Genomic DNA, 14,242 nt, shown 5'->3' on the forward strand with positions numbered 1-14,242 from the left:
CATGTAGGTGTGCAGACACACCTCCCAATACACCAAACCGACACACACGGCAATTACACCGTATATTGCCGAATCATCCGAACTATTACTTGTAAAAAGCATCATGAGTATCTTCAACATTATCACAATCCTGATTATCCTTTCGGCCATTTTTGCATTCATCAATACCAAATTCCTGAAACTGCCTTTTACCATTGGCCTGATGATCATTGCCATTGTTTTCACTGTAGGGATCACCATTTTGGGAAGTTTTAATCATTACATCCTGGATGAAGCCAAGCTACTGATCCAATCGGTAGATTTTGAGACGGCACTGCTTGATGTAATGCTCAGCTTCTTGCTGTTTGCCGGGGCCTTACACACCAAACTTGATGCTCTCAAAAAGCAAAAAGGGCCCATTGCTCTTTTTGCCACCATTGGCGTAGTACTCTCTACTTTTCTGATCGGCACCATGATGTATTATTTATTCATGGCCTTTAGCTATCCCATCGATTACGTATACTGTCTTCTTTTTGGTGCCCTCATCTCTCCTACCGACCCCATTGCGGTCTTGGGAATATTGAAGGAAGCCAATGCCCCCAAGAAGCTCGAGACCAAGATTGTGGGCGAGTCGTTGTTTAACGATGGCGTGGGTGTGGTCATTTTCATTGTACTTTTCAAAATCGCTCAACAAGGACTGGATTCCATGAGTTTTACCGATGTGAGTTTGTTGTTTGTGTCGGAAGTAGCTGGGGGGCTTATACTTGGCTTACTGGCAGGCTGGGGTGCTTTCCGGTTGATGAAAGTCATAGATCATTATGAAACGGAGGTGATCATTACTTTGGCGTTGGTCATGGGCGTTTCTGCTTTGGCCCATTACTTACACGTATCCGGACCACTCGCTGTAGTGGTAGCCGGGATTTTTCTTGGCAACAAAGCCCCAAAAATCGCCTGGTCAGACAATACGCACTTGTATGTTGACAAATTTTGGGAGCTCATAGACGTCCTGCTCAATGCCGTTCTTTTTGTGTTGATCGGACTTGAATTACTGGTTGTCACTATGAATGGTGCCTATTTCCTGTTTGGCTTGATGGCTATTCCTCTGGCACTTTTGGCAAGGTATATTGCGCTCTCTGGCCCTGTGGCCATTTTTAAAAACAAACTGAACTTCATCCCCCAATCGAACCTAATCATGACCTGGGGCGGTATCAGAGGGGGTATTTCTATAGCTTTGGCTTTGTCCTTGGAACCTCAGATGGGGCGTGAGCTCTTCCTTACCGTCACCTATGTGATCGTGGTATTCTCTATCATCGTTCAGGGGTTAACCATCGCTCCTTTGGTGAAGAAGGTTTTGAAGGGTTCGGAACCTGATTAATAGATTTCCTTTTTTCTCCATAGAGGTGCACACATCAATCCTCCGAAAAGAAAATCCCATTTCTTGTGCCCAAATTGTAATCCGAAAGCGGATGAGTATCGCCGTTTGGAACCGTCATCCCGCGCAGGCGGGAATCTCATCCAGTCAGAGGCTCTCAGATTCGATAGCAGGCATTTTCTTCCCATCTGTCATGGTGAGCTCCGTCGAAGCATCAGACATTTTCACCTACAAAAAAATAAACCGGAACCCAAAAGGGCTCCGGCTTAACAAAATTCCGAGTAAACTCAGATTAATCTTTGATCATCTTGAAGGTTTTCAACTGTTCACCAGACTGCACCTTGAAGAAATAAATACCCGCCTTGAGGGATGCTGTATTCAATAACTGATTGACAACCCCATGCTCATCAGCGCTTTCGACCTGATAAAGCGCCTGCTTACCAGACATGTCCCATACGGAAATCTGATGATCCTTTCCTTCCTGAGACTGAATTTTGATCTGTACCTGACTGGTAAACGGATTGGGATAAACCGCTACCGATGAACTGAAAACCTGTGTAGGGATCAGCTCAGCTCCTAACCTGGAACCACTCACAGCCTCCAGTGTCCAATGCCCGCTGTATGCACCATTGTAGACCGAACCGTGCTGCGCATAGCCTGTGAGGTTTTCAATGTGGACATAGTCACCTGACTGCCACCTGTTGCGAATGCGCTTGTGACCGTCAAAGTCCTCCAGCGCCCACTGCGCACTCCAGGCACCGGTACCAATATTTGTACACTCTACATAGCTCTGCAGGGTTTCTATGTTCAGGTAATCACCTGTAGCCACATTCTTGATCGCCGTGTGACCATCCACACTCTCCAATGTCCAATGAGACGACTGGTCTCCGACCGAAGGATTGCCATAGGCCGCCTGACTACCATTGTCATACAAATAGGAGCCCTGCCATCTGTTTTTGATACGGTAGGCACTACCACCACCGCCACCTGATGCTGTGGTGATGGTCACACTATTCAGATTGTAACCACCTGAATTCATGTAAATACGCATGATCTGACTGCCTGCGCTCAGACTAACGCCGGTAGCAGTCACGGTTTGCCAGCTTTGCCATCCCCCGGTATTTGGCACTGTGAGGTTGCCCGTTTTGTCTACGCCATCAAACTCCAGCCGAACCGTACCACCTACTGCACCTGCCACTCTCACGGCAATATCATAGTTACCTGCTGCAGATACATTGACCGAATACTCCAGCCATTCACCAGCATTGGTCCAGCCCACACTATAGCCCCCTTCAGAACATGCCTCTATGTCTACCCCTTCTGAGGTACGATACTGACCGCCATTGTTGCTGGCGTCATTGTCATGAAAGGCCGTACCCTCACCTCCATTGTCAAAGTCTTCTGCCTCGATGGTGCCGGGGATGGCTCGCGCCGATCCTCCGAAAGGTGTCTGCCCAATGGAATTGACCGTAAGGGAGAAGGTCTGTGTACTGGTGCATCCACCCACATTGGTATAAGTGGCCACGTAATTACCGGATTGGCTCACCTGTACATTGGTCAGGGTAACCTCACGGGTAGTCGCGGAGAAACTATTGGGTCCGGACCAGCTCCACGATCCACCAGAGGTAGGCTGTGGGCCGAAAGCCACCGATCCACCTGCATCCAGGGTGGCACTGGCTGTCTGATTCCACGCACCACCATTCACCTGTGTGTAGGGCGTGATTGCTGTAGGGCTGCAGGCTCCGGGGTTGCTGTTGTACCAGATGCCATTCTGATACCAGCCATCTGAACCTCTGGATAAATCCGCCGACTGGCTGGTGCCATCATTGAAGATCAGGTTGGTAGTGGTCACATTGGTGAAGGTGTGGGCATACCAGTCTCCACCCTCATTGGTCATGGCCACACCCGGCCAGGATCCGTCTGCCAAAACCCCTGACGGCTGTGCAGCCCACCAGTAGATATTGATGCCGGTACCCCATGCGGATGGCCTGTAGAAATGCACGGTAAAGCTCGGAGCGGTATTCACGGTGATCACTGAAGTATCCGTGAAGCCACCGTCCTGAGTAGTAGCAGTGATGGTGGCCGTACCCGCAGCGATCGCCGTTACCAGTCCGGAAGTATTCACGGTAGCCACACTGGTATTACTGGAAGACCAGGTTACGTTTTGGTTGGTGGCGTTAGATGGCTGCACGGATGCCGAAAGCTGAGTGGTCAGCCCGGCATTGATGCTGGCACTGGCCGGATTCACAGCGATACCGGTCACGTCTACCTGCGGTACATTTCCATTGGACACTACAATGTACTGATACGGGGTGAGGGTAACATTCTGGCCGGTGGTCCAGCTCACAGAAGTACCCGGATTGAAAATGTCAGTGTAGGACCCAGCCATACCGGATGGGATGGTAAATGTGCTGTTGCTTCCTCTTGGGTTGATCAATACGGCTACTTTCTCTCCTCCGCTTTCTTTGGTAAAGGCAATCACATTCGGGTTGGTATTGGCCGGGTCGATGTAAGAGGTAGGCTGTCCCCTCCTGAGTGCCACGCTGTTGTTTCGGGCATTGAGGATCTTCTGCATCTCAGTGTAAACTGTCAAGTCCTGCGACCAGTTGATGTTTCCTGAATTCCATGGATATGTCAACGGATTGGTGTTGCCCACCTCGATCCCATTGTACACAAAAGGCACCCCCCGGTGGTAAGTCGCCAGTGCAAAGGCAGACATGACGGCATTTCTCCCGCCATTGAGGAATGAAAACGGTGAGCCATCGGCGTTGTAATCGTCATGATTGCTTAAAAATCTCGCCACCAGCTGTGTGGAGCTGGCTCCATTGTATTCACCGGCTGTCACACCATCCAGATTGGTTACGGGTTCGCCCGAGTTCCAGATTTTCTTCATCACATTCCAGTAGAAGTTGGTGCCGAAGATGTAATCGAACCCCTGAGCATAATGCGCCCCAGGCTGGTTTTGTCCACAGGTAGTACATCCTGAGTTGGTCCCCTCATTTGACCCTTCCGCCAGAAGCAGCAAATCATGCGTGCTGATTCCCCGTAAATTACTGATGGAACTGTTCCAAAACGCCTGCGGTGGCTGGTCGGCCCAGTCGAAGCGAAAGCCATCAACATTGGCTGCAAAGATCCAGTAGCGCATCGCGTCCACCATGGCATTGGCAGCTCCGCTCTGAGTGAGGTCTATGCCTGCCACATCACCGAAGCAAAAATCTGGTGCCGGACATGGGGAGGTCGTATTTCCACTGCCATCCTTTATGTACCAGTCAGGATGCTGCGACACCCAGGGATGATCCCATCCGGTCTGGTTTACAATAAAGTCGAGAATCACGGCCATGCCCATATTGTGAGCATCCTGCACCAGGCCCCTAAGGTCATTGAGCGTACCCAGGTCTGGTGCCACCGATTTGTAATCCGAATTGGCATAGGGCGAACCTGAGGCCTGGCTGTCTGTGCTCACCGGGAAGATCGGCATCAGATAGAGTACATTGATGCCCAGATCCCGAACCCTCTGGAGGTTGGCACGCGCTCCGGCAATATCTCGCGAGGAGCTGTATTCCCTCAGGTTCATTTGGTAGATATTGGCATCCATCCGGTCAGGTACTCCTGCGAATGGGGTGCCGTACTGAGCAGGATCCTGCGCCAGTGCTAATTGGGAAATGGTCATCAGGATCAGTAGCCAAAGACCGGCCAAACGACTGTATAAAGTTTTCATCATTTTAATAGTTTTAGGTTTTAAATACTTCTTCAGCGTGGAGTGATTTTAAAAATGCCTATCGAAGGGGAACCGTGGAGAAATCTCAGTGGCGGATTTGTCTGCGATCTCTGAAGCTGGTAGTCATTAACATGTTCGCTTTTGGTTAAGGTGAAACAAATGTGAGTGCCGCTCATGTGGAGGCGGCCCCACTACAATTCATAATCCTAAAGCAAGTCACGAATGGAGGCAAACCAAAAAAACGCGTCGGGGATATAGAAAATACTCCCCGGCAGAAATGCTTACTCAGTTGAAAAACAAATAGTTAGACACCCGGGATCCTTTTAGAAATATAGAAAGCATATAAGGGGGTATTTGATAAAAAATGACTCGATTTTTATTAAAATCATTTTATTAGCGAAATAATACCTTTCGTTTTGATGGTATTTTTAAAAAACAATCACTCGAATTTGAAAATTACAAATATTAAGATCACGTAAAGGCGCATCTCACAACTATAAGAATGCTATGACAACCGAAAACCACGCACACACTGTATTATGCCAAATGCTCATCCGCAAACCTGCGAAGGTTGTATTTGAAGCGCTCATCAACCCGGAAATCACGGTGAACTTTTGGTTTACCAAATCCAGTGGTAGGCTGGAAACCGGTAAGACGGTGATCTGGGCGTGGGAAATGTACAATGTCACAGCGGAGGTAAGCGTAGGCGAGATCATCGAAAACCGGCGCATCGCCATAGCGTGGGGAGAGCCCTCCACCTCGGTGGTCTTTGAGCTGGAGGCCTACGCCCCTGATCAGACCTATGTGGTCATCCGGCACTTTGGGTTTCATGAAACCGGCGATGCGCTCATCGCGGCGCTGAAGGACAGCACCGGGGGGTTCACTACCCTGCTGGACGGCATGAAGGCTTACCTGGAGCACGGCATCCAGCTCCACCTGACAGGAGATAAGTTTGCCCAGCGTCCGGAGTGAGCTTACCTCCGGACGGTTCAGGATAGATTGTGAATTTTTATTGTGATGCGCTCACTAGACGGGTCGTGGTGGTGGGAATCAATAAGGCGATAAGACAACGCTCAACTAAAATGAGTATGCGCCCTAGTTTGCTGGATGCACGGCAGCTCCGTTTTGCTCTGTTATATCAAAAAGCTCTGTTTGCATGGGAGCGTCTGGCTATTCATTTTTAGCATTTGTGAGCTGCTTATTCGTTTTTCGTTTGAATGCAAAAATTAGAATAACGATAAATCCAATGCTTGCAACCGCGAGCAAAGCCAAGGTGTCATTAAATCTGGATTTTTGTATGCTTTCCAACTTTTTCCTTGCCATTTCTTTGTTGTGTTGAGATACTTTTTGATTCGTTATTAACATGAGTAATTCCGTATCATCGGAAGCATCAATAATTTCAGAAATGAGATCATCATCATCAGTCGTTTCTATTCTACCAGATTGTAGAAGAAAATCAAATAAAAAAAGGGCATCAAGCGAAATCAGTTTAAGCTTTTCCTTTCTTAATGCTAAATTTCTAATGTTTTTCAAAACGTCTAAACCTGATTTGAAACCATACGATTTGTACTTATTGTAGGCTTGCACGACAGGTTGCTCAGGAAATAAGTCTCGAAACAAAATGGTGGTATCACCCAGTTGAGTCATCTCTTTAAATGATGTTTTGTATGGATTATTGTAATTCCACGCATAGTACAACCAGATTTCTCCAGTAGTGAGATTATGAACATTGGAATAAATGGTGAAGGCACCCTGGCGCTGGGCGGTTGAGTCGCAAATCTGACTGAATAGCTCAAAACTTGGTTCAGAATTTTTCAGCAATGAAGTTGCAATAGGGTAACGCCAGCATCTTTTGTAGTCATCATCTTTGTGACAAAGATTATAATTAGTGGAAACTTGAAAACTCTGAGTAGATAGCCAACTACTATCAGCTGTTATTATGCCTTTATTTCCTTGTTTATCAGCTAAATGGATTTGTGCAGTATTCATTTCAGATAGGGAGTAAGAGTCAAAAAGTTCAATTACTTCATGAACTGATTTGCACCGTCCTAGCATATGCAACATCAGATCACTTGAAGAGCCTGGGAACACTTTCTTAAAAGGAACATTTTTTACTTCTGATGCCTCAACCAAATTGATATCAAAGAACAAACCAGCTTCATTTATTCCACCTTGGGGAAAATTGTTGTTAGGATAATCGAAAAATATGAAAGCTAAAGTTGAATCTGTCTCTGTTACAATTTGGATATGCGTTGAAAAATTATACCAATAAAAGTCTTCATTGTTGCCAGCCCACATTTGGCCATGCTGGTCTCGTGCACAAAAAATGGTGCAACACCAGCACACTGTAGTTGTCAAGAATAATATCGGAATAATACTAAGTCTTTTGATCATTATGCTGGATCCATTTGGCAGCTAACAACCAATGGTTGTTAGCTGCCAAATGTAGCAGATTTCCAATCTCAAACAAACCATTGTTAGCTATACAGGCATCCTGCACGGTTGCCTGCAAGTAGCAAGACGAAATCATTAGCGCTAGCAAGGCTGTCGCAATAGCCCTCCTTTATGAAACGGCAGAGATTAAAAAGAAAATCAATGTAATTACACTTACTACGGTTGTGAAAATCCCTGTCCCTTTAGACTTTGTCCATCCAGACAATCCTATGATCGTCAAGAGTGAAAAAACCCCAACTATATAGCCCAAAAACCCAATTATTCTTGGTGTATTTAATCCACTCTCAGCGATAGCACCAGGATAACCATCTGTAGTCCTCATTAAGATATTTGTCATTGCAAATACAGTGGTAAGAAATCCACCAGAAGAAGTGGTAGCCAGTTTCAAAATGATATTGAGAAGCCGGGTTTCCAATTTACTAATCAGCAAATTGGCTGTAAGTGCTATGGAAAATCCGCCTAGAAATACTGACATTAGAATGAATTGACTCGAAAGCTTATTCCAATACTCTAAAGATAATTCTACCATCCTATATTTTAATTAAATGTGATAATGGTACAACCACCGACTAAACCATCAATGACCGTCACCTACCTATACCAAATCTAGCAGTTTTTCAATCCTGAACAAACCATTATCGGCTATAGGGGTGTACGTTCATCGGGAAGATGCGTAACTCGTCATCTGCGTCTCACTGGTTGCGGACCACTCCGAGAAGGGCACGAAATAGATACTTAATCATTATTGCCTAAGATTCCGGTCTTCTTCGTGCCTCAGAAACCGGAATGACGTTCTCTTCCCGTTACGTCATTCCGGTTTTGGACTAGCGCAGCAATGGACAAATACCGGAATCTTCTGGTTCATTGGAGCAGCTGGCAGCTCAGGTAAAGCTCATTTCATTGGTCGGCAGCAACCTCGAATCCTCCAATGCCGCAGTACGATGCCCCGCGTTTTTTAGATAATCTCCATTTTGTGCAAATTCCATAAACCTCGAAACAGACTCGTGCTCTACCAACAATACAGCATCCCATTTTTCAGTATCGGGCCCAATTAGAAAGCTTTTGCTCTTGCCATAATAGATTACACGGCTTCCGGCCTTTTCTAATTCGGGCAGTGTGCTCTTCATGTATAATTGATAAGCTTCTTCTCCGCTGATTTCCTCTGCGGGCTTCAATGCCCCTAGGTTGGTATAGTCAGCCGTGGCTCTAAACTTCAGCAAGTTCAGCATCACCACCTTTCCTTTGTTGTGAAAATGTTGATAAAATTCCTTACCCGCTTCAGGGCTTGCCTCCATGTATTTGCGCATACTTTTACCTATTACAATTTGGTTCAAAAAACACTCAACAGCCAGTCTGAAACCCCTTTTTTGGCATCAGCTACCTGTCTCAATCAAATCTAATGGATTTTGAATATCAAACAAACCATTGCTAGCCATAGAGGTATACATCCAGGATGCCTGGCACGCTTAATTGTTGGGCCACTAATAGAGACAGTAGGAGATTACCGATCGTATTTGGATTTTGGAGGGGGGACAGCTGCGACTGTTAGCATTCGCTTTCCTACTGGTTGATGAGGTATGAGTTGGCCAATGCGATGTTCATTGCTAACCCAATAGCTAGTGAAATTAAGTTGCCGTATAGCCTGAAACGAAAGTCAGGGGATTTCACCAATACTTGGGTTGTTCGAGTATAATTAGCCCCAACCAATATGAATATGGCGTAAGAAATCACTGGTAGGTTAATTGCTCCGAAATAATTCGGTAATTCAAAAATTTCAAGAAGAGTTAAAGTGATGATATAATATGGATAGACCATAGCCAAAACAAATCCTATGCGTTTCCTTACCGCAAATCCAAGAATTGAAATTAGGATAATGATTGGCTCAATAAACAATCCATGAAAAACAACCATTGGATATAGTTCATCAAAGGCAAAATCCAAGCCGTTCAATTCAATTACAGCGTTAATATTGCCGATTGAAATATTCAAAAACTTGATGATTAAGAAAATTAGGCAGATAAAATAAACGATGGATCTAATACTCTTCATATAGAGCAGATGAACGACCAGCTATGATGAGTGGGGATTAGAAAGCACTAGCCTCTCGTCTCGCACATAGCCACGCCTTGATTCAAATTTAAAACTTGTAGTGGTCTTTACAAGTGCAAACTTTCCTGACCGATAAAATCCCATTCATTCATAGCATTTGTTGGGCTTTCGTTTTTTCAATTTCTTTCGTCAGTTCATCCCAAATGTTCAAGATTATGTTGTTCGTTCGAGATTTTGCTTCTTCGATTAATTCAGTTCCTTCGTTCGTAAGACTATACTTCTTGCCCGTCTGTTCTACAAGCCTGTGATTCGTTAGCCAAGACAAGGATGTTTGAAGCTCTTTATGAGTTGGAACAGCATGGTTTACTCCATCTGCCACTTGTGATATTGATTCAAAGTTCACAGGTTCGTGTTCGCTAGCTAACGAAGTTGAAAAGAATATCCATGCTATAACTTGTGAGTCCGTCATTTGCTTAGACATTTGGCCAACTTAATTCGGAATTATTCTTTGGATTCCAATTAGCAAGTTGAGTTCCTAGATTGTTAATTGAAGCAGGCTCAACAATCATAGTGAATGCACTCGAATGCTTGACAGTTTGATCTCCATAATTTATCATTTCAATATCCAAAATTGATTTCCCATTTGGTTCGATACATTTTGCTGTCAAACTAACAAAGCAAGCCCAGTTCCTATCTTTCTCACCATGTTCGAATATTACTTTGTGATTGATATCAACTGGAAATTCCGTTAGCTCCTTACCGAAATCAGTTACTAGATCAGAATAGCCGTATACCTCAATTGTCGAGGAACATGTTCCGTTACTTACATAAAGTTGGAATTGAATAGTATCATCTCCACCATCAATAGCTATTACTTTTATTATGATTTCGTTTTTTGTCATGTAGTTAATGAAGCCCAACAACCCGCTAACAACCACCCTGGCTGCCAGCCGCCTTCTACCAAATCTAACAGTTTTTCTATCCTGAACTAACCATTGTCGGCTATAGGTGCACGAGTCCATCGGGAAAACATCACTCGCCGTGGTTAATCGGTTACTTTGGAGGGCGCCTCTGATGATGTACCTTGCCAAAAGTATAAATCGGCCACAGAGGCAGCCTACCTGAACTGATGGCTAAGGGAGAGGTATTTTTCAATATAAATCCATAACCCAGGTAGTCAATCCCATAATTTGCCTTTTCGTCAGTATATTTCGACTTATTTCAATCTTTTACCTTCATTAAATCCATGCTTATTTCGTCCAAGATTTATCGATTCACCTTCTTACTCAGCCTCTTCTCCCTCCTGCTAACCATCGCCTGTGGCGGCGGTGATGGGGATGACGAACCGGAGCCAACCGCAGAAGGCATTTTGATCAACGAAATAGTGGCCTCCGGTGATGATTGGATTGAATTGTACAACGCGCTGGAAACCAGCAAAGACCTGAGTGGCTATACTATTTCGGATAGCGGCAATGAATATGAATTGCCTGCCGGCACCACCATTGCGGCCAGGGGATTTGTGGTGCTGCTCTGCAATGATCTCGGAACAGGCCTCAATACCAACTTCAAGCTTTCGTCAAGTGGAGAATCGGTGTCCCTGAAAAATGCCGCAGGGACTCTTATTGATCAAGTGGAATTTCCCAATCTGGACAATGGTCAGTCCTATGCCAGATTCCCGGATGGTGCTGATCTTTGGCAGATCACCGGTGTTACCACCCAGGGCGAATCCAACGGATCGGATGGAGCTCCGGCCATCAATTCCATCTCCAGATCTCCGCTGGTGCCAGCATTGAATGAAAATGTGGTCGTCACTGCCGAGTTGATTTCAACCACCGGAGTGGCTTCAGTAAAGTTGTTTCATCGCTTCAATGGCAGTGCCTTCTCGGAGGTGGCCATGACGCTTCAAAGCGGAACCTCTTACACTGGCACAATCCCGGGAATGGCCACAGAAGGGACTGTGGAGTATTACGTGGAAGCAGTAGGAACTAACGGATCATCTTCATTCAAGCCTGCCTCTGCGCCGGGTAATACTGACGATTATTTACTGAACACTGATCCCCTGCCCCGGTTGGTTATCAATGAATTTATGGCCAGCAATACCGCTTGTTGTCCGGATACCGATAGTGGAGAAGATGAGTTTGACGACTGGATAGAAATCCACAACCTGGGCGCTACTGCAGTGAATCTTGCAGACATGTATTTCTCAGACGATAAAGACAATCCTTTCGGCGATAAAATCAGTGATGATGACGCTGCTGCCACTACCATTCCTGCGGGTGGTTATCTGGTGTTTTGGGCAGACGGATCCACCAGCCAGGGACCCACTCACCTCAATTTTAGCTTGAGTGCAGATGGGGAGGATATCGGGTTGTTTTACATCGATGGACGTACCATTGACGCCTACACCTTTGGCGCCCAAAGCGAGAATGTCTCATGGGGACGAACCACAGATGGTGGCGACACCTGGGGAGCGCAGGCTACCCCCACACCGGGCCAGGCCAATCAATGATGGCTGAAGCGTATTACTTTAGTCCTCGAAAGACGCTCCTGCATCACACTCCCATCCCCGACAAGTCGGGGATTTTTTTGTTTTCCCTGCACTCAGTTGAATACCAGCTGCCAGGTGGCAAAATCGGTCAATCCTCTTTAAACACGCAATATCGCTTCCAGAAAACCCATATTTTCGCCTTTGTTTTTCACGATAAGCACCGGAATGTCCGACTCATGAAATACCAGTTTTTCCGCCATAGAGCCGATCAAAATAGAAGAAGCAGTGGTTCTTCCCCGGGAGCCTATGGCGATGATATCCGCCCCAAACTCAATAGCTCGCGCATGTACCAGCTTCTCATTTTCATCCAGCTTTGAAGAAAGGAAGGAACACTCCAGGTCACCCGAAAACTGATGATCTTTCTGAAATTTGGCACATTCATTCCTGGCATGACCTCTGATGATCTCATCAAATTCCTCATACGTTTTTCCGATCTTATAATATCCTGTAGGCACGTTGTAGATATGCACCAAAGCCATGTCTTTCGGTGATTTTTTAGTCAGCACTTCTGCCTGATGCACCGCAAGTGCAGAATGCCTTGAAAAGTCGACAGGGATCAATACTTTTTTGATTTCAGGTCTAAAGTTTTCGGGTACGAGTAAAAGCGAACATGGGCACTTTCTGGCGATGTGACTGGAAACCAGGCCGGAACCTTTCAGACTCTTCTTCCTTCCCATCACGATCAAGTCCACAGACTTTACTTTGGCCAATTTCAAAATCTTATCAATAGGAGCCCCATCCCTAACGATGCATTCTGTTTTAACTTCAGACCCCTGAAAATACTGGCCAACCTTTTGCTCTATTTCTGCCTGAATACTTTCATCAAGCGGGGCCATCAAAGTAGGATACTTTTGGATAAGTTCCTCCGGAAATTCAAGGGTTTTGGCCACATGCAAAAAGAAAATTCGCTCAATAGGGAGGATTTTGCTGATCATGGCCGCATACCGTATCACATGTTCATCCATTTCTGTAAGATCGAGGGTAACGAGTGCTACCTGGTAAGAATGATGTTTGAAAGCTTCCATAGTGTTAAGAGATTCGTTGTACAACCATTATTTTAATATCAGCAAAGGTATGGGGCTGTGAAAGGTCATTTTTTCTGTTAAGCTCTCGTTAAAAAGTCGCTCGATGAAAGAATAACTCTTTGGGAGTATGGTGATCAGATCGACCTTATGGGCCAGACTGTATTCCACCAGGCCTTCTTCCACACTGTGGTGGTAGGTAAAATGAAAGTCTGATTTCACTTCTTCCAGCTGTTTGAGAATGACCTCTCGATTATCAAGTTCCTGCCTGATCATATTTTTCGCATCACGATTCAATGTAATCACATCCACAGTCAGCTCCATTTCCTTAGCCAAACTAATCAAAAACTGAATTTCCCTATTCACTGTGGAAGTACTGTAGTCACTGGCCAGGCCTACTTTCTTCAGGTGCTTGAGTGAAGTTTTATCTGGAATGACAAATACGGGCACGTCTACTCTTTTGATAATCTTTGCTGTTTTTGTTCCCCAGATTTCATCAAAACCCTTAGCTCCTTTGGTGGCCATGACCAGTAGATCAATCGCTTCGTTCTGAGCAGTCCCCACAATGTTATCCAACGAAAGGCCCCGCTCTTTTCTGAATTCATGAGGCACCCTGTTCAACCCCGGGTGCTCTTTAAGGAGTTTTGCGAACTTTCTGTCAATGCTTTTTTCAAGTTTATCGGGGTGATCTTCATAGTCTTCCTCAGCGATGAGGCGATGATACACGTGCAGTATGAGCAATCGACCACCCATCCGGTCCGCCAGGTAAATCGCCTGTTCCAAGGCATTTCCTGCTCTTTCTGAAAAATCTGTAGGTACTAGAATGTTTTTTAGTGTTTTCATGATTGAAGCCGTTAAGTGAATAATCTGAAAATCCAATGATAAAGGCAAACCCCCTGAAAATTCATGATTTTAACTGTTATCTAGTTATGAGATAAATCAGGTGACTGATCACAGTCAAACCAGTCTCGGACACAGGGTGAAGGTTTAAAAAAGAGATCAATAAATTTTTAATAGTACCTTGATTCATTGGGAGATTGATGTTGGAAGGCCAGCTCCTCCTCAAAAAAATTATCTTTAATTTGCGCGAACCAATCCAA

General features: G+C 45.3%; 12 protein-coding genes. 3 read left to right on the forward strand and 9 right to left on the reverse strand.

The window, feature by feature from the left end:
• Positions 1-103 precede the first annotated feature (103 nt).
• Positions 104-1,354 (forward strand): cation:proton antiporter, encoded by a 1,251-nt coding sequence (locus ACHKAR_RS20160; RefSeq protein ID WP_159581772.1) that lies wholly within the window; start codon positions 104-106, stop codon positions 1,352-1,354.
• 289 nt (positions 1,355-1,643) lie between these two features.
• Here the strand turns inward: ACHKAR_RS20160 and ACHKAR_RS20165 are convergent, their stop codons facing one another.
• Positions 1,644-5,072: an alpha-amylase family glycosyl hydrolase gene (locus tag ACHKAR_RS20165; protein WP_395419182.1), complete on the reverse strand. Its 3,429-nt coding sequence runs from the start codon at positions 5,070-5,072 to the stop codon at positions 1,644-1,646.
• Positions 5,073-5,576: 504 nt separating this feature from the next.
• Here ACHKAR_RS20165 and ACHKAR_RS20170 point away from each other — a divergent pair.
• Positions 5,577-6,041 carry an SRPBCC family protein gene (locus ACHKAR_RS20170; RefSeq protein WP_395419183.1) on the forward strand — a complete coding sequence of 155 codons (465 nt, stop codon included), beginning with the start codon at positions 5,577-5,579 and terminating at the stop codon, positions 6,039-6,041.
• Positions 6,042-6,239: 198 nt separating this feature from the next.
• Here ACHKAR_RS20170 and ACHKAR_RS20175 read toward each other — a convergent pair whose 3' ends face one another.
• The 6 genes from ACHKAR_RS20175 to ACHKAR_RS20200 all read right to left on the reverse strand — a co-directional run bounded on the left by ACHKAR_RS20175 (position 6,240) and on the right by ACHKAR_RS20200 (position 10,474).
• Positions 6,240-7,463, reverse strand: a complete 1,224-nt coding sequence (locus ACHKAR_RS20175) for a C45 family peptidase (RefSeq protein WP_395419184.1) — start codon at positions 7,461-7,463, stop codon at positions 6,240-6,242.
• 169 nt (positions 7,464-7,632) lie between these two features.
• A complete protein-coding gene (locus ACHKAR_RS20180; protein WP_395419185.1) occupies positions 7,633-7,998 on the reverse strand; it encodes a hypothetical protein in 366 nt (121 codons plus the stop codon).
• Between the two features lie 406 nt (positions 7,999-8,404).
• On the reverse strand, positions 8,405-8,830 hold the full coding sequence (locus ACHKAR_RS20185; protein WP_395419187.1) for a DUF1330 domain-containing protein: 426 nt from the start codon (positions 8,828-8,830) through the stop codon (positions 8,405-8,407).
• Between the two features lie 253 nt (positions 8,831-9,083).
• Positions 9,084-9,512 (reverse strand): hypothetical protein, encoded by a 429-nt coding sequence (locus tag ACHKAR_RS20190; protein ID WP_395419188.1) that lies wholly within the window; start codon positions 9,510-9,512, stop codon positions 9,084-9,086.
• A gap of 208 nt (positions 9,513-9,720) precedes the next feature.
• Positions 9,721-10,041 (reverse strand): hypothetical protein, encoded by a 321-nt coding sequence (locus ACHKAR_RS20195; protein WP_395419190.1) that lies wholly within the window; start codon positions 10,039-10,041, stop codon positions 9,721-9,723.
• A 4-nt stretch (positions 10,042-10,045) separates the two neighbouring features.
• Positions 10,046-10,474 carry a hypothetical protein gene (locus ACHKAR_RS20200; RefSeq protein WP_395419192.1) on the reverse strand — a complete coding sequence of 143 codons (429 nt, stop codon included), beginning with the start codon at positions 10,472-10,474 and terminating at the stop codon, positions 10,046-10,048.
• Positions 10,475-10,818: 344 nt separating this feature from the next.
• On the opposite strand from ACHKAR_RS20200, the gene ACHKAR_RS20205 reads away from it, so the two are divergent.
• Positions 10,819-12,081: a lamin tail domain-containing protein gene (locus ACHKAR_RS20205; protein WP_395419194.1), complete on the forward strand. Its 1,263-nt coding sequence runs from the start codon at positions 10,819-10,821 to the stop codon at positions 12,079-12,081.
• Positions 12,082-12,218: 137 nt separating this feature from the next.
• Here the strand turns inward: ACHKAR_RS20205 and ACHKAR_RS20210 are convergent, their stop codons facing one another.
• The gene (locus ACHKAR_RS20210; protein ID WP_395419196.1) at positions 12,219-13,145 is read right to left on the reverse strand and encodes a universal stress protein; all 927 of its coding nucleotides are present in this window, start codon (positions 13,143-13,145) and stop codon (positions 12,219-12,221) included.
• A gap of 27 nt (positions 13,146-13,172) precedes the next feature.
• Positions 13,173-13,985, reverse strand: a complete 813-nt coding sequence (locus ACHKAR_RS20215) for a universal stress protein (RefSeq protein WP_395419198.1) — start codon at positions 13,983-13,985, stop codon at positions 13,173-13,175.
• Between the last annotated feature and the right edge of the window lie 257 nt (positions 13,986-14,242).

It is taken from the genome of Marinoscillum luteum, assembly GCF_044005705.1.
Taxonomy (GTDB): Bacteria; Bacteroidota; Bacteroidia; order Cytophagales; family Cyclobacteriaceae; genus Marinoscillum; species Marinoscillum luteum.

Bases quoted from the DNA above. Each gene is read 5' to 3' on its own strand.
- ACHKAR_RS20215 (WP_395419198.1), bottom strand. From the start codon at position 13,985: ATGAAAACACTAAAAAACATTCTAGTACCTACAGATTTTTCAGAAAGA.
- ACHKAR_RS20200 (WP_395419192.1), bottom strand. From the start codon at position 10,474: ATGACAAAAAACGAAATCATAATAAAAGTAATAGCTATTGATGGTGGA.
- ACHKAR_RS20205 (WP_395419194.1), top strand. From the start codon at position 10,819: ATGCTTATTTCGTCCAAGATTTATCGATTCACCTTCTTACTCAGCCTC.
- ACHKAR_RS20195 (WP_395419190.1), bottom strand. From the start codon at position 10,041: ATGACGGACTCACAAGTTATAGCATGGATATTCTTTTCAACTTCGTTA.
- ACHKAR_RS20165 (WP_395419182.1), bottom strand. From the start codon at position 5,072: ATGATGAAAACTTTATACAGTCGTTTGGCCGGTCTTTGGCTACTGATC.
- ACHKAR_RS20160 (WP_159581772.1), top strand. From the start codon at position 104: ATGAGTATCTTCAACATTATCACAATCCTGATTATCCTTTCGGCCATT.
- ACHKAR_RS20170 (WP_395419183.1), top strand. From the start codon at position 5,577: ATGACAACCGAAAACCACGCACACACTGTATTATGCCAAATGCTCATC.
- ACHKAR_RS20175 (WP_395419184.1), bottom strand. From the start codon at position 7,463: ATGATCAAAAGACTTAGTATTATTCCGATATTATTCTTGACAACTACA.
- ACHKAR_RS20180 (WP_395419185.1), bottom strand. From the start codon at position 7,998: ATGTCAGTATTTCTAGGCGGATTTTCCATAGCACTTACAGCCAATTTG.
- ACHKAR_RS20185 (WP_395419187.1), bottom strand. From the start codon at position 8,830: ATGCGCAAATACATGGAGGCAAGCCCTGAAGCGGGTAAGGAATTTTAT.
- ACHKAR_RS20210 (WP_395419196.1), bottom strand. From the start codon at position 13,145: ATGGAAGCTTTCAAACATCATTCTTACCAGGTAGCACTCGTTACCCTC.